Raw genomic sequence first — 21,788 nt, forward strand, 5'->3', positions numbered from 1 at the left:
GGTAGGCGGCGCCGGCCGGGACCGGCGCCGTGAAAAGCGCAGGCGCGCACGATCAGGTCGGCCGCAGGCGTCCGGCGATGTGGCCGTAGATGATCTGCAGTTCCTGGGCGATCGGGTGGCGCACCACCATCACCGCACACAGCCAGGCCAGAACGCCGGCGATGCCGACCACGATCAGGCGCACCAGCGCCGGGTAATCGAGCACGCTCGACAGCGGCAGCATCACAGCGGTCACCAGTGCCATCACGACCAGGCTGCGCCAGCAGTTGGCCACGATGCGGCGCACGTCGATCGCGACCGCCTGGCGCACGCAGAAGAAGGCCAGCACGCACTGGATGATCTCGGCCAGCACCAGCATCTCGACCACCCGGATCAGGTCGGTCATGGCGGCGCCGACCGCCACCAGCAGCACGCGCATGCCTTGCACCGTCAGGCTGTAGCGCGACAGCAGGTGCGCCTTGTTGGCGACGTTGCAGATGGTGCTGGTGAAGGAACTCATCACCGCGAAGCCGGCGCCGATGCACAGCACGCTGGTGTAAGGCGAGGCGCCGACCCACTTGGCGCCGAACAGCACCAGGATCGCGTCGTGCGCGTAGATCGAGATCAGGGCAAAGATCGGCCACATGATCACGGTGAAGTAGGAGATCGACTTGAGCAGCAGCGGCAGGATGTTGCCGGTCTTGCGCGTGTCTTCGGCCATGCTGGTCAGGATCACCGGCATGACGGAGGACTGCATCGAGTCCTGCACCATCGTGATCAGGGTGCCCGAACGGCTCAGCAGGCCGACGGCGGAAAAGCCGACCAGCTTGCCGACGATCAGGTCGCTGGCGCGCCCGCCCATCTGATCGGCCACGCCGGACACCGCCATGTGCGTGCCGAAGTGCGAGATCTGGCGCCAGTACGACAGCGAGAAGCGGTACATCGCGAAGTCGCGCATCAGGAGGTTCGACACGATGACCAGCGCCGCCGACTGGGCGAAAGCGCCCAGCGCCAGGGCAGTGGCGCCCATGCCGCGCCAGGCGAAGAAGATCGACACGCCGGCGTTGGCGAAGGCGCTGGCGATGCTGATCTTGAACATGTCCTTGAAGCGGCCCTCGCGCAGCAGCAGCGCCAGGTTGACGGTCGACAGCGGGGAAATCAAGAGGCCGAGCGTGGTCAGCCAGATCACGGTGGCGATCTCGGGCTTGCCATAAAAGCGCGCGACCGGCACCGACACCCCGAGCAGCACCAGGCTCAGGCCGATGGCGATGATCATCGAGACGGTGAACGCGGTCTGGATTTTCTGGATCGTGATCTCGGCTTCCTTGATCAGGAAGTTGCCGACGCCGAAGTCGCGCACCGCATGGGTCAGCGCGGCGATCGCCACGCCGATCGAGAAGGTACCGGTTTCTTCCGGCGACACCAGGCGCGACAGCACGATCACGGAGGCCACGCTCACCAGCAGCTGCAGGTGGCGCTGGACGAACGACAGGATCAGGTTTTTGCGCATCATCACGCCACCTTCAATTCTTGTTGGGCGGCGCCGCGCGGGCCGCGCATCGCCAGGTATTCGCCGGCGGCGGCGTCGGGCAGGCGGCTGCGGTAGGCTGCGTCGAGGTTGCGCTGCTGCTGGGCGTAGCGCGCCGGGTCGAACTCGACCAGCAGGCGGTCGATCGCAGCCGCCATCTCGGCTTCGTCGCGGCAGATCACGCCGATGTCGCCGAAGCGCTCGGTCAGTTCGCGCATCACCGGGGTGTCGAAAGCGACCACCGGGCGGCGCCAGCGCAGCACGTCGAGCAGCACGCCGCTGGCCGACAAGCCATAGTATTCCATGTTGTAGGGCAGGACGACGTAGTGCAGGCGCGCCAGTTCGCTGTCGAACACCTCGCGCGGCAGCCACTCGTGCGAGAACGGCAGCGGTCCGCCGATGCCGCTCAGGTCCAGCTGCTCGCCGCCGCGCTGCAGCTTGCCGACCAGGCGGAACTCGGGGCGGCGCGCCAGGTCGCGGCGCACGCGCAGGGCCAGGCGCGCGTACACGTCCAGGCCCTTCGACTTGCTGGCGATGCCGAGCAGGCCGAAGCGCAGCTCGTGCTCGGCCGGGTTGAGCGTCTGCCAGGCGGTATCGGCCGGCATGCAGGGGTGGCGGATCACGTCGATGAAGTCGGCCGACCCGGGGACTTCCAGGCCGATGTTGGTGCGGATATGGGTTTCGAGCGCGATGAAGCGCACGTCCGGGTGGTTACGGTGCGCGATCGCGGTGGTGTAGTCGCGCATCCGCTGCAGCGGGTTGCGCGCGCGCGGATAGCGGATGCCGACCACGTCGCCGTGCAGCACCAGATGACAGCGGAAGCCCGGCGTCATCATGCGGTACAACCGGGCGGCCCAGATGTGGTGCGGCTGGCCGGTCAGGAAGATCACCGTCGGCTGCTGCGCGCGCAACGGCCCGTAGGTCTGGCGCAGGAAACCCAGCGTATCGCCCATCAGTTTCCAGAAGTCGCGCGGATCGGTGGACGGCGTCCGATAGGGCAGCTGCGTCAGGCGGCCGTCGAGGACTGCACTCGGTTCGCCGAACGCGGCCTCGAGGTGCGAAGGGTTGCCATAGATCGTCAGCGCTTCGCCGGGGCTGGCATGCGCCACCATCTCGACGAAGGCGCGCGTGAACGGCGCGTGCGACATGCCGTGTTGAGTCAATTCGTAAAAAAGAACCATCGATCGCCTTTGCATCAAGCGGATTGCGTCGCGCGCCACAGTGGCTGGCGCAACAGGCGCGGCAGGCGCGTGATGAACACCTTGAGCCGGAAGCGGCGCGCGCGGGGCATGCGCCGGAATTGGCCGAGCAGCTCGGCGGCACGGTCGAATTCGCCGCGCGCGAAGGCGCCGTCGAACAGCAGCAGGCGGCGGGCGTCGATGCCGCGCTCGATCGCGTCGCGGTGGCGCTGGGCGTACGCGTGCTGCTCGAGCGCGAACTCGAGGATCTGCACGCAGCCGCGTACCTGGCGATCATTGTCGAGCGAGTCGTTGCCGGCATGCTTGCGCACGCGCACCAGGGGCGTGGCGCACAGGCTGATGCGCGCGGCCGCGGCCAGGCGCAGCATGAATTCCCAGTCTTCGGCGCCGACCCGGTTGAAGCGCGGATCGTAGCCGCCGATGGTTTCATACGTCGATTTGCGCACCAGGCTGCCGGACGGGAACAGCGGTTGATAATCGAGCGTGCGCAGGTACAGGTTCGGCACGTCTTGCCAGAACGCGCCGTTCTTGCGTGCGCCGTCCAGGAAACCGGCCGGGGCTTGCCCGAATTTGTCCGGCTGGTCGCCGTTCTCGTCGAAGGCGATGAAATTGCAGTAAACCGCATCGCACGGGGGCTGCGTGCGCAGATAATCGTCCAGGGTGGCACAAAAGCCCGGGTCGAGCAGGTCGTCCGAGTCGCACAGCGCGACCCAATCGGTGCGCGCCGCCGCCACGCCGGTGTTGCGCGCGCGCTGCACGCCGCCGTTGGCGACGCGGATCACGCGGATGCGCTCGCCGAACCTCGCCAGCACCGCCGCGGTCGCATCGGTCGAGCCATCGTCGACCACGATGATTTCGGCGAAGGGACGCTGCTGGCGCAGTGCACTGTCGATGGTCTCGCCGATCAGGTCACCCCGGTTGTAGGTGGGGATGACCAGGCTGATCGCGCCGGCATCGGGGGAGGGAAAGAACACGATTTCTCCGAATAAACTACTGGACGCCGCCTCGCAAGGCCGCGTAGATGTTGCATACCGTTAATTTGGCTTAGGTTAATTTCTATTTTGCCACAGTGGCGCAGGCGGCGACGTTCTTTAGAACCGGCTCGTGCTGCATTGTGGTGCGGCAAGAACAAGCGTGTACAATCGCCGGGCCTTCTTTCCGGAGACCCCATGGCCGACCTGCGGCGCTCCCTGCTCATCACTTTTTTCTCGTCGTCGGGCTCGGCGTTCCTGAACTTCGTCGTCAGCCTCGCGCTCGCGCGCATGCTCAGCCCGCGCGACATCGGCGTGTTCTCGATGACGGTGGTGTTCGTCAACATCGCCCATATGTTCCGCGATTTCGGCGTCGCCACCTATGTCCAGCGCGAGCCCGACCTCACGCCGGACAAGATGCGCTCGGCGATGGGCGTGATGTTCGTCTCGGCCTGGTCGATCGCGCTGGTGCTGTTTGCGCTCAGCGGCTGGCTCGGCATGTGGTTCGGCGAGCCGGCGATGGTGCCGGTGATGCGCGTGCTCGCGCTCGGTTTCGTCGTGATCCCGTTCGGCTCGATCACCCAGTCGATCCTGATCCGCAAGCTGGCGGCCGACAAGCAGGTCTGGATCACCGCCGCCGGCACGCTGGCCTACTGCGCCAGCTGCCTGCTGCTGGCCTGGCTGGGTTTCGGCACCATGAGCCTGGCCTGGGCCAACCTGATCAACATCTGCGCCAGCGTGCTGGTGTGCGTGTATCTGCGCCCGGCCGGGCTGCCCTGGCTGCCCTCGCTGCGGCACTGGCGCAGCGTCGCCGGTTTCGGCGCGGCGACGCTGGCCGCCAACTGCGCCGACGCCTTCAACAATGCGCTGCCGGACATCCTGCTGGGCAAGCTCGGCAACGCCCGCCATGTCGGCCTGTTCAGCCGCGCCAATTCCACCGTTTCCTTGTTCAGCTACGTCGCCGGGGCCACGATCAACTATGGCGCGATCTCCTACCTGTCGCATGCGCACCACCGCGGCGAGGCGATCGCGCCGCTGCTGCGCCGCGCCACCGCGCTGCTGACCGGCCTGGGCTGGCCGGCATTCGCCGTGACCGCGCTCGCGGCCGGCGACCTGGTGCGTGCGCTGTACGGGCCGCGCTGGCTCGACTGCGTGCCGGCCGTGGCGCCGCTGGCGCTGGCGGCGGCGGTGGCGATGCTGTTTCAGTATCTGCCGCCGGCGCTCACCGCGATCGGCCGGCCGGCGCTGGCCGCGCGTCCTTTGTTGGCGATGATCGCCGCGCGCGTGCTGTTGGCGCTGCTGGTGTTCGACGGCAGCCTGGCCAGTTTTGCATGGGCGGTGTGCGTGGCCACGCTGGCCAGCGCGCCGGTGGCGATGCTGATCCAGGCGCGCCAGCTCGGCCTTTCCCCAATGCGCTTTGTGGTGGATCTGGCGCCGAGCGCGCTGCTGGCGCTGGCCAGCGCGGCCGCCTGCGCGCTGGTGCAGCGCCTGCTGCCGGACACCTTGTCTCCGCTGCTGCGCGTGATATTGCTGGTGCCACCGGTGATGCTGGTCTGGTATGCGGCGTTGCGCCTGACCCGGCATCCGCTGCTGGAAGAAGTGCACGGCCTGGCGGCCGGCCTGCGCGCGCGGCTGCCGGGGTAGTCAGCTATCTACCGGGCGCCGGGCGACGGCATTGCTCAGCGCCGCTCAGCGTCTCCGAGGCGCCACCAGCCGTTCGCAGGTGCGCAGGAACTGGCGAGCCACGGCGACGGTGTTGTTGTCGCGCGCCAGCTGCAGACCATTGTCCGCCAGGCGCTGGGCAAGCGCCGGATCGGACAGGATGCGGTCGATCGCCGCGGCGATTTCGGTCGGCTGGTAACCGTCCACCAGCAGGCCGGAGTGGCCGTCGCGCACCGCCTCCACGGCCCCGCCGGCGCGCCCGCCGACCACCGGCTTGTGGCAGGCATTGGCTTCGCGGAACACCAGGCCGAAACCTTCGGTGTCGCCATCTGGCATGGTGCGATTGGCCATCACGAACAAGTCGCAGGTGCGCAGGTAGGCCAGCAGTTCTTCGTCGCTCACTTTGCCGACCAGAGTCACGTGATCCTGCAGGCCGAGCTCGGCAATCGTGTGTTCGAGCTGCGTGCGCATCTCGCCGTCGCCGACCACCAGGTAATGCAAGTCCTGACGCTTCTGCACCAGCTGGGCCATTGCCTGCAGCGTCATGTCAATGCCCTTGCGCGCCACCAGACGGCCGACGGTCAGCACGATCTTCTTGCCGGCCAGGCCGTGCTTGCGGATCAGTGCTTCGTCGCGCGGCCCGGGCGTGAACAGGTCGGTGTCGACGCCATTCGGAATCAACACGATGTCGTCCGGCGACATGCCCATCAGGCTGGTCAGCGCATCGCAGGTGAAGGAGCTGACGGCCACCACCTTGTCGGCGGCCTGCAGGTATTGCGCGCGTTTGTTGCCATGCAGGCGCCCACGGCCGGCGGTCGTGATTTCCTCGCCATGCACGTAGATCACCAGCTTCACTTTAAGCAGTTTTTTCAAAGCGATGCCGAGCACGCTGCCGGACATCAGTTCGCCGATGCAAACCACGTTGATGCGGTGCTTGCGGATCATGCGCGCGGCGCGCACGAAGGCCCGTGCATACAGCGGCAGATCCTGGAACAGAAGGCGCGCCGCCGAGACCAGGCTGTTGGCCGGTGCCGGCAGCATGCGTGGACGCAGCAGCGAAATGCGCTCGACCGGAAAGCCGACATCGCCGTCGTGTTCGCGCCAGCCCTGTATCTCCTGGCCGTTGATGTAGCTGGTGTGCGCGGTCACCACCTGGATGCTGCCGGCCGGCATGTTCCGGCACAGGTTTTCGTAAACGACCGCCGAGCCGCCGTGAATCGGCGGGAAGGTGCTGGCGATCATCAGGCAGCGCACGTCGGTCTCACCCTCGGCGATTGACGACGGCGGCAGCGCCGCGGCGCGGGTCAGCAGGTTACGCGCCATCTGGAACGTGATCTGGTTGCCGCTTCGGCCCCAGGGCGAGAAGCGCGGCAGCTGGAACGGGTCGGAACGGCCCGAGGCGGCGCCGGTGCTGGTCGTGACCGCAGACTTGTAACCGCAGGCCTTGACGATGTCGACGTGGCTCGCGCCGAAGTCGGTGCCGGGACGGCCGTTCGGGTAGGCGAAGCTGTCCACCCGGCCCCCGATGAGCCCTTCCAGCGCATCCTTGCAGCCGCCGATCTCGTCGCGCGCTTGCTGCGGCGAACACTCGTTCAGGATCGGATGGTCGACCGTGTGCGCGCCGATCTCGAAACCCTGGCTGTGCAGCGAGCGCACCGCCGCGGCGTCGAAGCGGCGCGGCAGGATCAGCGGGCGGCACGCCTGGGCTTCGAGTTGGGCGATGGCGTCCAGACGCTCGTCCAGCGAGGTGTATTTCAGGCGTTCGTGCAATTTGGCGACTAGACGTTCGCGACTGTCCAGCGCGTCGAGCCGGTCGTAGCCGCCGAAGCCGTAGGGCAGCGTCACACCCTGGTCGGGCAAGGCGCGCACGGCTGCGGTGATGCGCTCATGCCACAGCGCCTCGCCCTGCAGCTGGCCGCTGGTGACGTAAAAGGTGGCCGGCAGGTTACGGCGACGCAGCGCCGGGGCGACGTGGTCGATCCATTCGACATAGCCGTCGTCGAACGTCAGCGCGACCGCGCGGCTGGGCAGGTTACCGCGCTGGAGCGCCGCAACGGCATCCGACATCGACAGCACGTTGGTATGCGAGGCCACGAAATCGAGCAGGTACTCGAAGCGCTCGAAGGTCATGTCGCCCGGCACCAATGGATCGGCCTGCAGCGGAATCTTATGGAACAGCATGATCGACAGCCGGCCGGCCGGTCCCGCTGGAGACATCGTCGAAAAGACTTTTCGCGACATGCTCGACGGGTTGGACATGTTCGAACGGCTTGGGTACGGCGACGCCTCGCGCGCCGCCGTGATCGGTGATGACTTCATCATAATGGCTGCGCGAGCGGGCGCGCGGGAAGATGGACCTGTTCAGGTTGTTTCTGGAGCAGTAAAACCTTCTCGAGCACCACCAGAATGACGATGATGTCGTAGTACAGGTCGAAGTAAGCGAGCGACAGGAAGGCGCCGCTCACGGCGTAACCGATGATCGCCACCTGGGACATGCGCGCCAGCTGCGCCGCCCAGCGCAATTCGGGTTGCTTGATGCAATGCTTGTACACTCGCGTGCCGGTGCGCCATGCACAGGCCATCAGCACCAGGAAGATGCCCAGGCCGATGAAGCCGTGGTCGCCCAGCACTTCGAAGTAGATGCTGTGGGCAACGTGGTAGTTGGTGGGCTCTGGCGCATACACATAAAACATACGCGGGGTAAATACGTTGAAGCCGCCGCCGAGGATGTTATGGGTGGCTACGTTGATCGCGAAATGCCAGGCGTTGATACGCCCCATCGCCGAATCGTCTTCATGGTAGGTACCGATCGAGTTCATGCGGTCGAACCAGGCCCCGGGCATGACGGCCATGATCAGCGCCACCATGATGACCAGTACGACACCGGTCTGTACTTTCTTCTGGCTGTGCCACCACAGGAAAATCAGCATGGTGGCACCGCCGACCAGCGCGCCGCGCGAATAGGAACCCATTGCCGCGACCGCGGTGCATACCGTCATCAATGTGATGCCGTGTTGTAGCCAGCGGTTGTTCACGAGCGAACGCACGTACCAGATCAGCGGCAGCGTCGTCACCAGCGCCAGCGCCATGCCGTTGTTTTCCTCGATATAGCTGCCCGATGGGCCGTACACGCGGAAGTTACCGCCGGACATGATTGTAAACAATCCGCCCTTGAGGCCGAACAAGCCGAGCGACAGTGCCACTACCCACACGAACAGCTTCAGATCCTTGGTGTTGTTCAGAACCATCATCGTGATCAGCACCATGTAAAACTCCTTGCTGGTGCGATGCCATTCGATCCAGACCAGGTTGGGCTCCAGTGCGAACAGGCTGGTGAAGCTGAACCAGGCAGTGAAGACCAGCAGCGCGATCGTGACCGGCGTGATCGGGAGCTTCTTGGGTTCCTTCGAGGTGAACAGGCTGATCGTGGTGACGATCGCGATGATCGCCGCGAACGGCAGGTTGAACGCGAAGCCGTAGCACATCCGGTGCGGGTTCATCAGGCTGACCCAGGTGAACAGCAAGGCGCCGACGGCCGGACGCTTGAACGAGAACGGCAACAAGCCGAATATGATGAGGCTAACGAGGATGTCACGCATGGCGCGCCAAGGCTCCGGATGGGGCGCCGCTCATAGCGCGGCTGCGGATGGAACAGAAGATCAAGAATAACACGCTCAAGTACTCGACGGGAGCGCGCGTGCGCTGGCCGTCTGCCCTGCGGCAGAGCGGCATGGCTGGCACGCGCGCATGGGTCATGCTGCCCTGCTCAGGCGACCGTAAATCTTCTTGTAACGCGCCACGCTGACCGGCCAGTTTCGCTCGGTCTCGACGTATTCGCGGCCCGCCTGGCGCAGTGCCGGCCATTTTTGTTGCGACTCGAGCAGCGCGCCAACCTTCTCGGCCAGCGAATCCGGATCGTCGGCGCGGAACAGCACGCCGGTCTTGCCGTCGGCGATCAGTTCCAGGTGGCCGCCGACGTCGGACGCGGCCAGGAGGCGGCCCTGCGCCATCGCTTCCAGCGGCTTCAAGGGCGTGACGAGGTCGGTCAGGCGCATCGACAGGCGCGGATAGACCAGCACGTCGAGCATGTCGTAGTACTTGTTGACCTGGTCGTGCGGCACGCGGCCGGTGAACACGACCTTGTCTTCGATGTTCAGATCCTTGGCCAGCTGGCGCAGCTGCGCGTCCTGGGGGCCGCCGCCGACCAGCAGCACGCGCAGGTCCGGCATGCGCGCGGCCAGCTTCGGCACGGCGCGCAGCAGCACGTCCAGGCCTTCGTAGGCATAGAACGAGCCGATGAAGCCGATCAGGCGCGAGCCGGCCAGGCCGAGCTTGTCCTTCAGTTGCAGGTCGGCGCTGCCGCCCAGCGAGAACTTGTCGATGTCGACCGCGTTCGGGATCACGGTGACCTTGTCCGCCGGGATGCCGCGCGCGACGATGTCCTTGCGCAGGCCTTCGCAGATCGTGGTCACGGCGTCGGCGCGTTTCAGGGCATAGGTCTCGAGCGCGCGCGTGAGCTTGTAACGCAGGCCGTTCTCGCTGCTGGTGCCGTGGTCGACCGCGGCGTCTTCCCAGAAGGCGCGCACTTCGTACACCACCGGGATGCCGAATTTCTTACCGGCGCGCAGCGCGGCGATCGCATTCAGCGACGGCGAGTGCGCGTGCAGCACGTCCGGCTTGACGATCGGGATGATCTCGGCCAGGCGCTTGGACAGGCCATCGATCACCTCGACCTGGTTGAACACCGGCAGCTTGCTCAGTGCGCCGTTGGTCGACGGCGTGCGATAAAAGTGCAGGCCGTCCGAGGTCTCCTCGAGGATGCCGCCGGTGGACGGATCGCCCGCGTGCTGCTTGGAGCCGGTGACGTGGAAGGTTTCCCAGCCGAGCGCGCGCTGCTCGCGCAGGATCGAACGGGTACGGAAGGTATAGCCGCTGTGCAGCGGGATGGAATGGTCGAGGACGTGCAGGACTCGCATGATCAATGGCTCATCGTAGGGGCGCCGACGTCGGCGCCGTTCTTGCGGAGGAAGGCTTCGAACATCAGGACCCCCCACAGCGCGACGCTGTGGTCCTTCAGGCCCGACTGATGTTCGTCTACCATCTGTTTCAGATATTGCTGGTTGAAGATGCCGGTATCGAGCAGCACCGGATTCAGGACTGCCTGTTTCATCTGCGCGGCCAGCGGCCCGCGCAGCCAGGCCGCGAGCGGAATCGAAAAGCCCATCTTCTTGCGGTACAGGACGTCGTTGCCAAGGTAGGGCTCGAGCGCCTTTTTGAAGATGTACTTGCCTTCGCCGTTGCGCAGCTTGGAGGTCGACGGCAAACCGGATACCCATTCCACGAACTGGTGGTCGAGCAGCGGCACGCGCACCTCGAGCGCGTGCGCCATGCTGGCGCGGTCGACCTTGGTCAGAATGTCGCCCGGCAGATAGGTCTTCATGTCGATGTATTGGATCAGCGACAGCGGATCGTCGGTCGGCGCTTCCTTGGCGTAGCCGCGCATGACCTCGACCGCGCGGTAGCCCTGCAGCTGGCTGCGGAATTTATCGGAGAACAGCTGGTCGCGTTCGCGGTCGTTGAGCTTCGAGACGCCATGGAAGTAGCCTTCGACCAGATCGCGCGCCAGCGCCTCGAACGTGGTCTTGGCGCGGAACACGCGCGGCGCCCAGTCTGCTTTCGGATAGGCTGCGCCGAGCAGGCCGAACACCGGTTTGCGCAGCGCCAGCGGCAGCATCGATCGCACCCGGTGCTCGTTGAAGGCCATGCGGTGACGGCGGTAGCCGGCAAAATTTTCGTCGCCGCCATCGCCGGACAAGGCTACCGTCACGCCCTTCCTGGCCAGCTCGCACACGCGGTAGGTCGGGATCGCCGAGCTGTCGGCATACGGTTCGTCGTACAGGTGGGCCAGCGTGTCGACCAGGCCGTAGTCGTCCTTGTCGACGACCTCCGTCTGGTGCCTGGTGCGATAGCGCTCGGCGATCTGGCGTGCATATTCCGACTCGTCGAAAGCCGGGTCGTTGAAGGCGATCGAGCACGAGTTGACCGGATCCTTGGACAGCCCGGCCATCATCGCCACGATCGCGCTGGAGTCGACGCCGCCGGACAGGAAGGCGCCGAGCGGCACATCGGCTTCGAGGTGGCTCTCGACCGCTTCGCGCAGCCGGGAGATCAGTTCGCCTTCGATGTCGCGATCGGTCATCGCATAGTGCGGCTTGAACGGCACGTCCCAATATTTCTTCTGCTCGACGCGCGTCGCGCCGACCTTGAGGGTCATGGTATGGCCTGGCAGCAGCTTGTGCGCGCTCTTGAAGATGGTGCGCGGCTCGGGCACGTAGCCATAGGCGAAATATTCCTCGACCGCGAACGGGTCGATCTCGCGCGACAGGGCGGGAATGGTCAACAGCGATTTCAATTCCGAGCCGAACACGAACTGGCCGTCGGGCAGCACGGCGTAATGCAGCGGCTTGATGCCGAGGCGGTCGCGCGCGACGAACAGGGTCTGGCGCGGCCGGTCCCAGATCACGAAAGCGAACATGCCGCGCAGGTGCTGCACGCACTCTTCGCCCCACTGCTCCCAGGCGTGGACGATGGTCTCGCTGTCGGACGGGGTACGGAACTCGTGGCCGTAGCCTTGCAGTTCTGCGCGCAGCGCGCGGAAGTTGTAGATCTCGCCGTTGAACACCAGCGCGACCGTGCGGTCCTCGTTGAACAAGGGCTGCAGGCCGTTTTCGGGCGCGATGATCGACAGGCGCCGGTGGCCGAAGCCCAGGCCCGGTTCGAGGTGCAGGTCGCCTTCGGTCGGGCCGCGGTGGAACTGCGAGTCGTTCATGCGACCGAGCATGGCGCGGTCGATGGCGCGCCCGCCGCGCATGTCAAAAATGCCTGTTATTCCACACATGGTTGCTCAATCGGTTCGTTAAATGGAGGCTTCACGCCGGTCAGGCGATCGTACAGGGACAGGTAGGCAGAGAGCATGGCTTGGATACTGTAGCGTTGCTCGATGCGTTGGCGCGCCGCCGCACCCTGGCGCTGGGCCAGCGCCGGATCGGTGACATAAGGCGCCAGCGCGGCGGCCAGCGCAGCCGGATCCTGCGCCGGCACCAGCGCGCCGGCCACGCCTTCGGGCACCAGGTCGGGGATGCCGCCCACGCGCGTGGAAACGATCGGCAGGCCGCAGGCCATGGCTTCAAGCAGCGTGACCGGCGTGCCTTCCGCGATCGAGCTCAGCGCGAACACCGAAAAGCGTTGCATGATCGCCGCGATGTCGCTGCGCGCACCCGCCAGCCAGACCAGGTCGGCCAGGCCGGCCTGCTCGACCTGGGCGGCCAGGGCCGGACGCAGCGGGCCGTCGCCGGCGATGGCCAGGCGCAGCCGGTGCGCATGCTGAGGCAGGCGTTCGCGCAACATGGCAAAAGCGTGGACCAGCGTCGCATGGTCCTTGACGTCCTGCACCCGTCCTACGGTCCCGATCACGAAGCAGCCGTCCCAGTCCGGGCAGCCGGGCGGCGGCGCGGCGCCGGCGTCCGGTGCGAAGCGCGCGGTATCGACGCCGTTGTCGATCAGGAGGTTCTTCGCGTCCGGAATCCCGACCACGTCGCGCAACCAACGCTGCAGGTCGAGCGATACCGGCACGTAGCAGTCGATCGCCGGCACCAGCAGGCGGCGCAGCAGGTTGTGCTTGGCGTTCAAGCCCTGTGGGTCGCGCGCGTCGCGCCCGTGTTCCGCATGCACGCGCACGGGCACGCCCGCGAGCATGGCCGTAGCCGCGTATTCGACCGCTGCCAGGTTATACGTGTGCAGGATGGCCGGGCGCAGGCGGCGCAGCAGCTTGAACAACTTGGCGTGCGTCGCCAGCGCCAAGCCGGGCGGCTTGTGCAGGGAGAACAGCTCGACGTCCGGCCGGGTGATCTTGTTGGCGAAATCGGTGTACTTCGTCAGGCACACGACCGCATGCCGGTAGCGGTCGGCCGGCATGCGATTGATGCTTTCGACGATCAGGGTTTCTACCCCACCGTAATCGAGCGAGTAGGTCAGGTGGACGACCAGCGGCGCTTGATTTCTTGCTTTCATTAAATGGCTTTAGTGTTGGCCCGCGTTGGCGAGTGCCTTGTTGATGTTCTTGTAATTGTCTAATAGAAACGCGTGGAGTGTCGCACGGGCGGTATCCGGATTCTCGTCGAGCGGCGCCGACAGCATGATCGCCGCGCCGTCGTCGCCGCGCAGCAGCGCCTTCGATTCCATCTGCCACAGCTTGCCGACCACGTTGCTGGTGGTGTCGTGGCCGCCGATGTGCATCCAGTCCCACACCAGCAGCGCGCCGCCGCCGTCCTTGCGCAGCACGGTCTCGCGCAGCGTGACGCTCCGGCCGCCGATGGTCTCGGTGACGCGGGTCTGGGTGGTGTCGTGCCAGGCGTCCTTGTAGCCGGTCAGGCGGTTGACGGAGCTGATCAAGGTCTTTTCGCGGTTCTGGTTGCGGTAGTACAGCACGGTCAGCGCGACCTGGCCGGCGGCGGCCTTGTAGCTGCGCCGGAATTCCGCGTCGGCCGTGAAGTAGTACGGCCGCCAGTCGCTGAAGTTGGCCGCCTGCGGCCAGCTCACCGCGATGTCGTCCAGGCGCACCGGCGCCGGGTTGTCGTTGGCGCGTTCGCCGACCATGGCGGCGGCCGGCCACAGCGCGGCCAGCACCAGCACGGCGGCGACCATCGCCGGCAGGCGGCGCGGCACCGTCGCAGCGGCGCCGGCCTGGGCGCCGACGGATGCGGCAGTGTCCGTATCGGCCACCGCGGCGCGCGGCGCGTCGGTGTCTTCACGCCAGTAGCTGCCGATCCAGAACATCAGGAACATCACCAGGCCGAAGAACAGCCAGCCGTAGATGATGTGGTCGACGCCCGTGGCCAGCTGCATGCTCGAGAGGTGGCCGATCATCACGATCATGTAGGCGCGCAGGCCGTTGGCGATCACCGGCACGATCATCGACAGGCCGATGAACAGGGCGCGGCGCCACAGCGAGCGGTAGGTGAGATACGCGTACAGGCAGCCCAGCGTGATCGACGAGATCAGGTAGCGCACGCCGCTGCAGGCTTCGACCACCGACCAGTTCCCGGTCGGCAGCTCGAAACGGGTGCCGCTGCGCAGCACGGGGATGCCGGTGGCGCGCACCGCCCACACCGTGAAGTTGGCGGTGAAGTCGATCAGCGGGGCGACGAAGATTTCGCCGAACGGCACCGCGAACAGCAGGAACAGCAGCGGGAAGGCGAGCGAGCCGGCCAGGCGCGGGCCGAGCAGGGCCAGCGCGGCGACCGGGAACATCGCCACGAACATGTACTGCGACACCACCTGCACCTCGCCCAGCTGGGCGGCCAGCCAGCCCGCGCCGAGCAGGCCGAGCAGCACCAGCGCGGGCGCATACGGCTGCGGCGGATACAGGGCGAAATTATCGCGGCGGCGCCAGATGAGCCACAGGCTGATCGGCAGGATGATGTAGCCGTGGGCGAAGGTCTCGGAGCTGTTCCAGATCGAGATGATCGAGCGCACCGTGCCGAAGTACAGCAGGAACGGTGCGAGCAGGGCGACCGCCAGCAGCAGGGCGGTGGCCGGCGCCAGCGGCATCGGACGGGCGGCGCGCAGGACGCCCGGGGGCGGATTCAATTGCATTCGAGGCTCTCTCCTATGCAGGCCAGGTTGCTGGACCAGCTGTATTGGCGTTGGACCTTGGCGCGCGCCGCCTGGCCGATGGCGGCGCCGGCGTTGGCTTGTCCGCTTCCCTGGCCGTCCAGCAGCGCGTCGACCGCGTCGGCGAAGGCGGGGGCGTCCTCGGCCAGCACCAGTTCGCTGCCGGGGACGGCGTCGATGCCTTCCAGCGCCTGCGGCGAGACCACCACCGGGGTCGCCATCGCCATCGCTTCGAGCACCTTGTTCTGGATGCCGCGCGCGATGCGCAGCGGCGCCACCGCCACCGCGGCGTACTTGATGTAGGGACGCACGTCGGGGACGGTGCCGGTGACTTTCACGCCGTCGCGCTGGCCGAGGCTCTGGACGGCCGGGCTCGGACGCGATCCGACGATGTAGAAACGCAGGTCGGGGTGGCGCGCGCGCAGCAGCGGGAACACGGCGTCGCAGAACCACTGGACCGCGTCGACGTTGGGCCAGTAATCCATCGCGCCGGTGAACACCAGGGCGCGCTCGCCGGGCGCGTACGGGCTGGCGTAGCTTTCGTTGGGCGAAAAATAATCGGTGTCGACGCCGTTGCTGAAGTGGCCGATCTTGGCGCTGCTCTCCGGCGCCAGCTGGCGGAACAGCTCCGCTTCCGGAGCCGACACGAACAGCGAGGCGTCGTAGTCGCGCGCGACCTGGCGCTCGTAGCGCAGCAATTGCCTGGCTTCGTAGCGGTACAGCAGGTTCATCGGGAACGATTTCTGCTCGGCGTACTGGCGCCATTTGTCGGAGTCGACGTCGCAGAAGTCGACCACGCGGCGCGCGCCGCGGTAGGGGTCGGCGTACTGCGCCATCGCCGAGGAAAACACCAGCACGCGCTCGATGCCGTTTGCGGCCACGGTGTCGCGCACCCAGCGTGCCATGCCGGCGTCGCGGTAGTAGTCGAGCGACAGCGAGCGGTTCTTCAGCAGCGCACCGAGGCTCTTGACGCGCGCGGCCAGCGGGTTCATGCGCGCAAAATGGCTGCTGGCGCACAGCTTCTGCACGTGCGGCAGGTACTGCCAGTCGTCGGGATCGTCCACGAAGGTGGCCAGATGCACCCGGTAGTGCTGCGCCAGGTGCTTGAGCAAGTGGTACGAACGGATCTTGTCGCCCTTGTTGGGCGGGTAGGGGATCCGGTGGATCAGCAGGAGCAGGTCTTGCACGATGTCTCTTCCGCGCTCAAAGTCGCAGTGTCAGCCCAGGTTACGCACGATGTAGGGGCCCATGAAGTTCGCCAGCGGCAGCGGCAGCTTCTTCCACATCTTGATGAACAGCTGGTATTTCGGGTTCAGCGGGTTGTTGTCCGGCAGGGCGTCGGCGCCGTACAGCTTGTATTCGTATGGCAGGTGCTGGGCCGTGAAACCCCAGTTCTTCTTGAAATCGTAGGCGCCGGTGCCGAGCTTGCTGCGGCCGAAGTCGAACAGGCGGCAGCCGCGGTTGGCGGCGGCTTCCATCAAATTCCAGTACATGAAATCGTTGCCGGCCACGTTGCGCGCGAGGTCCATGCCGCCGCCGTAGTAGGGCACCACTTCGTCGCGCCAGAAGAACGACAATACCGCCGCCACCAGTTCGCCCTTGTCGGTGACGATCGAACGCACTTCGCACTCGTCGCCGAAGGTCTTCTGCAGCAGGGCGAAGTATTTTTTCGGGAACACCGGGGTGCCGAGGCGGTGCACGCTGTGCGCGTAGGCTTCGAACATGCGGTCGACGTTGTCGTCGACTTCGCCGCGCAGGCCCAGCTTGATGCCCTTGCGGACCATCGCGCGCTGCTTGCGCGGGATGGCGTTCATGTTTTCCTCGTGGTCGGCGCTGATCGCCTTGCGGAAGGTGACGTACAGTTCCTTGGTGTGCCAGGCCGCGTCTTCCGGGTGGCAGCGTTGCATGCCGCGGTATTCGAGGTGGCCGACGCCCAGCTTTTGCGCCAGCTCGTGCGCCGCCTGGTCCAGCAGCGGACGCGCGGCGTCGTTGGTGGCGGCCGGGCCGCCGTACACGCAGAACGGCATCGCGCCGAGCGAATGGCCGAACAGGCGGCTCTTGATCTCGGCCAGCGGCAGCACGCCCTGGATCTGGCCGTCCTGCTCGACGTAATAAAACCAGGTCTTGATGCCGAAGGACTGCTCGATCACCTTCTGCCAGCCGGACAGGTGGAAGAAGGTCGCGTCCGGGCAGGCGCGCACGAAAGCGTCCCAGCGGGCGTAGTCGTTCGGCTGCAGCAGGTGCAGGCTCAAGGGGCCGGCTGCCTGCGCTGCCATGTCGGCGGGCGCGGCGCGCTTGGCCTGCGCGGCTTCGATGATCGAGTTCATGCTTGGTTCAGGAAGATGCGGTCCATGCGGTCCCACGCGAAATCGCGCGCGAGGGCTTCGATGCGGCTTTCCATCCGGTCGATGTTGACGTAGTGGCGGAAACGCGACTTGGCGCCGATGCCTTCCGGACGCGGCTGGCCGGGATCGACTTCCCACGGGTGGAAGTAGAACAGCGCCGGCTGCTGGTCGTCGCGGTTGACCTTGGCCATCATCCAGCGCGACAGCGCGTACGGCAGCAGGCGGAAATAGCCGCCGCCGCCGGCCGGCAGGTTCTTGCCCATCATCTGCACGGTGGTGATCGGCACTTCGAGCAGGCCGTCGGTGCCGTTCGGGTAGAAGGCGAAGCGCGGCGCTTCCGGCATGCCGTAGTGGTCGTGCACGACCGGGTAGATGCTCGAGCTGTAGCGGTAGCCGGCTTCGAGCAGCACGTCCAGCGCCCACAGGTTGTCGCGGCCGATCGAGAAGCTCGGCGCGCGGTAGCCCAGCACCGCCTGGCCGCCGAGGTCTTCCAGCAGCGCCTTGCTCGAGCGGATGTCGTTGTCGAACTCGGCGCGGGTCTGGTCGGAGGCGCGCAGGTGGCCGTAGCCGTGGCTGGCCAGCTCGTGGCCGCCGGCGACGATGCGCTTGACCACGTTCGGATAGCGCTCGGCGATCCAGCCCAGCGTGAAGAAGGTCGCGCGCACGCCGTGCGCATCGAACAGGGCCAGGATGCGGTCCATGTTGGCTTCGACGCGGCATTCGCGCGTCGGCCAGCTGGCGCGGTCGATGTAGGGGGCGAAAGCGGAAACCTGGAAGTAATCCTCGACGTCGCAGGTCATCGCGTTGCGGATGCGTTCACCCGGGGCCGGCGTGCGGCGCGGGGCGAGTTCGTACATGTTCATTCTTCGTTGTCCACTGGATGGGTCGCCGCGGCCCCTTGCGGATTGGCGACGATTTTCTTCAGGATCGAGAGCACCGAGACGATCGACTTCTCGAGACGCATCATGCGTTCGTCGAGCACTTCGACACTGGTCACGCGGCGGTCGCCGCCGATGCGCTCGTCGCGCAGGTGCAGCGCCTGGTCGATGTCGCCGGCGCCGTGGCTGCCGGCCAGGGTGTCGGCGGCCGGCACGCCCAGTCCCTCGGGCGCCTCGAATTCCTCGTCGATGTCGCTGATGACGGTCTGGATGTCGGCCGCGCCGAACGCGTGCAGCTCTTCCAGGTAGCCCATCAGCAGCACGCGGTCCATCAGCGTGTTCACTTTACGCGGGATGCCGCCGCTGTAGGCGAAGATCGCCTCGTGGGCGCCGTCGTCGAATGCCGGGTCGCCGTTCCAGCCGACCGTGGCCAGGCGGTGCTCGATGTAGGCGCGGGTTTCCTGCGCATCCATCGGACCCAGGTGGTAGCTGGCGATCACGCGCTGGCGCAGCTGCTGCATGCCGGGGCTGTGCAGCGTGGCGCGGAATTCCGGCTGGCCGAGCAGGAAGGTCTGCAGCAGCGATTTGTGGTCGGTCTGGAAGTTCGACAGCATGCGCAGTTCCTCGACCGTGCGCGCCGACAGGTTCTGCGCTTCGTCGATGACGATCAGGGCGCGCTTGCCCTGGTGGTCGATGTCGCACAGGAAGCGCTCCAGGCGCGTCAGGAGGTCGGTCTTGCTGGCCCCTTCGTACGGCAGGCCGAAGGCCGACACCACCATGCGCAGCGTGTCGTCCGGATCGAGGTGGGTGTTGACGATGTGGGCCGCCACGATCTGGTCGGACGGCAGCCGGTTGAACAGGTTGCGCACCAGCGTGGTTTTACCGGCCCCGACTTCGCCGGTGACGATGATGAAGCCCTCGCCCTGCGACAGGCCGTACTCGAGGTAGGCCATGGCGCGCTTGTGGCCCTTGCTGCCGAAGAAAAAGTGCGGGTCGGGGCGCAGCTGGAAGGGTTTGGCCGAAAATCCGTAGTAACTCTCGTACATCGTAAGACTCCGCTTAGTAGATCAGGGCGAGCATGGCCGAGATGGCGTTTTCGTGATACGGCGCGCTGTTCAGGCCATAGTCGCCGCGCGAATGGCGGAACTCGACGGTGCCGTTCATGCGCGCGGCGAAGGCGTGCGTCAGACCCAGGCGCAAGTCGGTATTGCTGCCGCTTGCCGCGCCGTCCAGCGAGGTCGAGTGCTGCGTGTACAGGCTGGCGTTGGCGGTGGTGCGCTGCGACAGCCGGTAATCGAAGCTGGCGCTGGCGCCGCGCTGCTTGATGTTGTCGTTGTAGTTGGACAGCGGGTCGCCCAGCAGCGCGCTGTCGGTCTGCGCCAGCGACAGCGAGTTGCGGCGGTCGCTGAACACCGAGAACACCAGGCCGCTGCGCGAACCGCGGAAGGCCAGGTTGCCCTGCAGGCGGCGGTCGCGTTCGTAGCGGTTGCTCAGGTAGTTGATGCTGTTGGTCAGCGTGGCCGGCAGGCCGAGCTGGGCGATGTAGGCCTTGACCGCCTCCTGGCGCAGGGCCGGGTCCGGATAGATGGAGGCGAACAGGTTGTTGTACATGGCCGCGGTGTCGAACGACGACGACACCAGGAATTGCTGGCGCGAGGTCGTGACCTGGTCGCTGTAGACCAGGCTGGCGTTGGTATGCTGGGTGCGGTACGACGCGTCCAGCGCGGCGGTCTTGCCGAAGTAGCGGCGGCCCCAGTTGGCCTTGACGCTGGTCCGGCTCGACGGTTCCCAGTCGAAGCCGGCCGACCAGCTGCGTCCGGAGGTGTTGCCGGTGGCGACCTGGTATTCGTAGTCGTCGTAGCCGGCGCTGGCGGTCAGCGCGAAGCGGCGCACGATGAAATAACGCACGTTGGCCTGGCTGCTCTGCATCGACGAACGGCCGGCGTACTGCTCGTCCAGGTCCTGGTGGTAGTACGACAAGCCCCAGCCGAACACGCCGCGCGAGCTGCCGCCGTTCAGGTTGGCCGAGCGCGTGCTGGACATGCTGTCGCCGTACCCGGCGCCGCCGCCGCTGACCGAATCGCGCGCATAACGCACTTCGAGGTCGGCGAACGAGCCGAAGCGGTGACGCAGGTAGGGGCTGATGCGCCAGGTGCGCAGGTCCGCATTGTTGTTGTTGCTGAAGCTGTTGCTGCTGTTCGGGCCGAACGCCGAGATCGTCTGGCGCGAGCTGGAGGCCGAGCCGTCCATGTACAGCAGCTGGTCGATCAGGTCGGCCTGGCCGTTGGCGTTGTACTGGCTGTCGTTGTTGCGCAGGTTCGGCGCGTCGCTGTTGCTGTACGCGTAGCTGTTGAAGCGGGCATTCCCGTTCAGCTTCAGGCGCGGACCGTTTTCGATCACGGACACGCTGGGCGAGATCTGGCTCACCCAGGAACCCTGCGCCACATTGTCGGGCAGCAGGGCAACGTTGTCGCTATAAGTCTCGCGCAGTTCCAGCTGCGGCGTAATCTTCCAGTCGGCGCGGCATTGCGCCGACCACAACATTGCTGCAATTGCCAGCGGCGCCAGCGTCAGCGCGCGCGCAGCCGGCTGTTTAGCCGTAGTGATAGTCATACGTCTCTTCGATGCCCGGGATTTCCCTGGTCTTGTTGTAGATGAGGTTCACGTTCGGGCACTCCTTGAGCTGGCTCAGCGCCTCCTTGACCGCGTGCTGGGTCGTGGTCTGGGCCTCGACCACCATCACGATCTGGCCCATGTGCGACGCCAGGACGCGCGATTCGCTGGTCAGCAGCAGCGGCGGCGAGTCGAAGATCACGATCCGGTCCGGATAGCGGTTGGCGATCTCGCTGACCAGGTTGGTCATGGTCGAGCTGGCCAGCAGCTCGGTGGCGCGCTGGGTGGTGGTGCCGGCCGGCAGGATCGACAGCGTGTCGACGTTGGTGCGCAACATGACGTCGGCCATGTCGAGCTTGTCGTCGGTCAGGATGTCCATCAGGCCGCGGTGCGCCGGCAGGCCCAGGGTGCGCAGCACCGAGGGACGGGCGACGTCGGCGTCGACCAGCAGCACGGTGTGGTCGAGTTCCATCGCGATGCTCATCGCCAGGTTGATCGCGCAATAGGTCTTGCCTTCGCCCGGCAGCGAGCTGGTGATCATGATCAGGTTGTTCGGGTTGCCGTTGGCCGCAGGCTCCGAGAAGGCGCGGTTCAGCAGCGGGCGCTTGATGATGCGGAAGTCTTCCAGCAGGCGGGTGCGGCCGGCGGCCGCGGTGACCAGGCCGAGATCGCGCATGCGCGCCAGGTCGAGTTCGACGCGGCGGGTGGAAAACTTCTGCGGACGCGCGGTCTCGATGACCGGGTCGGGCGTCGGGGCGCTGTGCGGCACTGCGGCGGGTGCGGCCGGCGCCACGACCAGCGTGTCGAGCGCCTGGGGTTCGGCTGCATGGGCGGCGTTGTGCGCGCCCTCGATGTGCGGCGCGTTGCCGGCGGCGGGGGCGGCGCTGCGCTGCTGGTCGATCCGGCTGGCCGCTTTTTCAATAATGCTCACTTTGTACTCC

General features: G+C 66.3%; 16 protein-coding genes. 1 reads left to right on the forward strand and 15 read right to left on the reverse strand.

Features of this window, described 5'->3' with window-relative positions; genetic code table 11:
• Positions 1 to 52: 52 nt before the first annotated feature.
• The 3 genes from FA90_RS19605 to FA90_RS19615 are packed head-to-tail and all read right to left on the reverse strand — an operon-like array spanning position 53 to position 3,680.
• The gene (locus FA90_RS19605) at positions 53 to 1,492 is read right to left on the reverse strand and encodes an oligosaccharide flippase family protein (protein ID WP_036171729.1); all 1,440 of its coding nucleotides are present in this window, start codon (positions 1,490 to 1,492) and stop codon (positions 53 to 55) included.
• Positions 1,492 to 2,688, reverse strand: coding sequence for a glycosyltransferase (locus FA90_RS19610; protein ID WP_156116783.1), 1,197 nt, complete (start codon positions 2,686 to 2,688; stop codon positions 1,492 to 1,494). The genes FA90_RS19605 and FA90_RS19610 overlap by 1 nt, the downstream gene beginning before the upstream one ends.
• Positions 2,689 to 2,702: 14 nt before the next feature.
• Entirely contained in the window at positions 2,703 to 3,680 is a 978-nt protein-coding gene (locus FA90_RS19615) for a glycosyltransferase (RefSeq protein ID WP_036171735.1), read from the reverse strand.
• Between the two features lie 195 nt (positions 3,681 to 3,875).
• On the opposite strand from FA90_RS19615, the gene FA90_RS19620 reads away from it, so the two are divergent.
• The gene (locus FA90_RS19620) at positions 3,876 to 5,321 is read left to right on the forward strand and encodes an oligosaccharide flippase family protein (protein ID WP_036171738.1); all 1,446 of its coding nucleotides are present in this window, start codon (positions 3,876 to 3,878) and stop codon (positions 5,319 to 5,321) included.
• A 45-nt stretch (positions 5,322 to 5,366) separates the two neighbouring features.
• On the opposite strand, the gene FA90_RS25195 is transcribed toward FA90_RS19620, so the two are convergent.
• From FA90_RS25195 to FA90_RS19685, 12 genes are all read right to left on the reverse strand, one after another.
• Complete coding sequence (locus tag FA90_RS25195) at positions 5,367 to 7,661, reverse strand: glycosyltransferase (RefSeq protein WP_081933950.1); 2,295 nt, start codon at positions 7,659 to 7,661, stop codon at positions 5,367 to 5,369.
• Complete coding sequence (locus FA90_RS19635; RefSeq protein ID WP_081933951.1) at positions 7,658 to 8,938, reverse strand: putative O-glycosylation ligase, exosortase A system-associated; 1,281 nt, start codon at positions 8,936 to 8,938, stop codon at positions 7,658 to 7,660. Before FA90_RS19635 ends, FA90_RS25195 begins: the two co-directional genes overlap by 4 nt.
• 153 nt (positions 8,939 to 9,091) lie before the next feature.
• A complete protein-coding gene (locus tag FA90_RS19640) occupies positions 9,092 to 10,315 on the reverse strand; it encodes a TIGR04063 family PEP-CTERM/XrtA system glycosyltransferase (protein WP_036171741.1) in 1,224 nt (407 codons plus the stop codon).
• Positions 10,316 to 10,317: 2 nt separating this feature from the next.
• A complete protein-coding gene (locus FA90_RS19645; protein WP_036171745.1) occupies positions 10,318 to 12,237 on the reverse strand; it encodes an XrtA/PEP-CTERM system amidotransferase in 1,920 nt (639 codons plus the stop codon).
• Complete coding sequence (locus tag FA90_RS19650; protein WP_036171747.1) at positions 12,225 to 13,409, reverse strand: TIGR03088 family PEP-CTERM/XrtA system glycosyltransferase; 1,185 nt, start codon at positions 13,407 to 13,409, stop codon at positions 12,225 to 12,227. Before FA90_RS19650 ends, FA90_RS19645 begins: the two co-directional genes overlap by 13 nt.
• 9 nt (positions 13,410 to 13,418) lie before the next feature.
• Positions 13,419 to 14,993 (reverse strand): exosortase A, encoded by a 1,575-nt coding sequence (xrtA, locus tag FA90_RS19655; RefSeq protein WP_036171750.1) that lies wholly within the window; start codon positions 14,991 to 14,993, stop codon positions 13,419 to 13,421.
• On the reverse strand, positions 14,984 to 16,198 hold the full coding sequence (locus FA90_RS19660) for a TIGR03087 family PEP-CTERM/XrtA system glycosyltransferase (protein WP_036171753.1): 1,215 nt from the start codon (positions 16,196 to 16,198) through the stop codon (positions 14,984 to 14,986). Before FA90_RS19660 ends, xrtA begins: the two co-directional genes overlap by 10 nt.
• 30 nt (positions 16,199 to 16,228) lie before the next feature.
• Entirely contained in the window at positions 16,229 to 17,338 is a 1,110-nt protein-coding gene (locus tag FA90_RS19665) for a FemAB family XrtA/PEP-CTERM system-associated protein (RefSeq protein ID WP_036171755.1), read from the reverse strand.
• A complete protein-coding gene (locus FA90_RS19670) occupies positions 17,335 to 18,213 on the reverse strand; it encodes an XrtA system polysaccharide deacetylase (protein ID WP_036176451.1) in 879 nt (292 codons plus the stop codon). Before FA90_RS19670 ends, FA90_RS19665 begins: the two co-directional genes overlap by 4 nt.
• Positions 18,214 to 18,215: 2 nt before the next feature.
• The gene (locus tag FA90_RS19675; protein WP_036171757.1) at positions 18,216 to 19,280 is read right to left on the reverse strand and encodes an XrtA/PEP-CTERM system-associated ATPase; all 1,065 of its coding nucleotides are present in this window, start codon (positions 19,278 to 19,280) and stop codon (positions 18,216 to 18,218) included.
• Between the two features lie 13 nt (positions 19,281 to 19,293).
• Positions 19,294 to 20,847: a TIGR03016 family PEP-CTERM system-associated outer membrane protein gene (locus FA90_RS19680; protein WP_081933952.1), complete on the reverse strand. Its 1,554-nt coding sequence runs from the start codon at positions 20,845 to 20,847 to the stop codon at positions 19,294 to 19,296.
• Entirely contained in the window at positions 20,828 to 21,778 is a 951-nt protein-coding gene (locus FA90_RS19685) for an XrtA-associated tyrosine autokinase (RefSeq protein WP_036171762.1), read from the reverse strand. Before FA90_RS19685 ends, FA90_RS19680 begins: the two co-directional genes overlap by 20 nt.
• Positions 21,779 to 21,788 lie beyond the last annotated feature (10 nt).

It is taken from the genome of Massilia sp. 9096 (assembly GCF_000745265.1).
Taxonomy (GTDB): Bacteria; Pseudomonadota; Gammaproteobacteria; order Burkholderiales; family Burkholderiaceae_D; genus Telluria.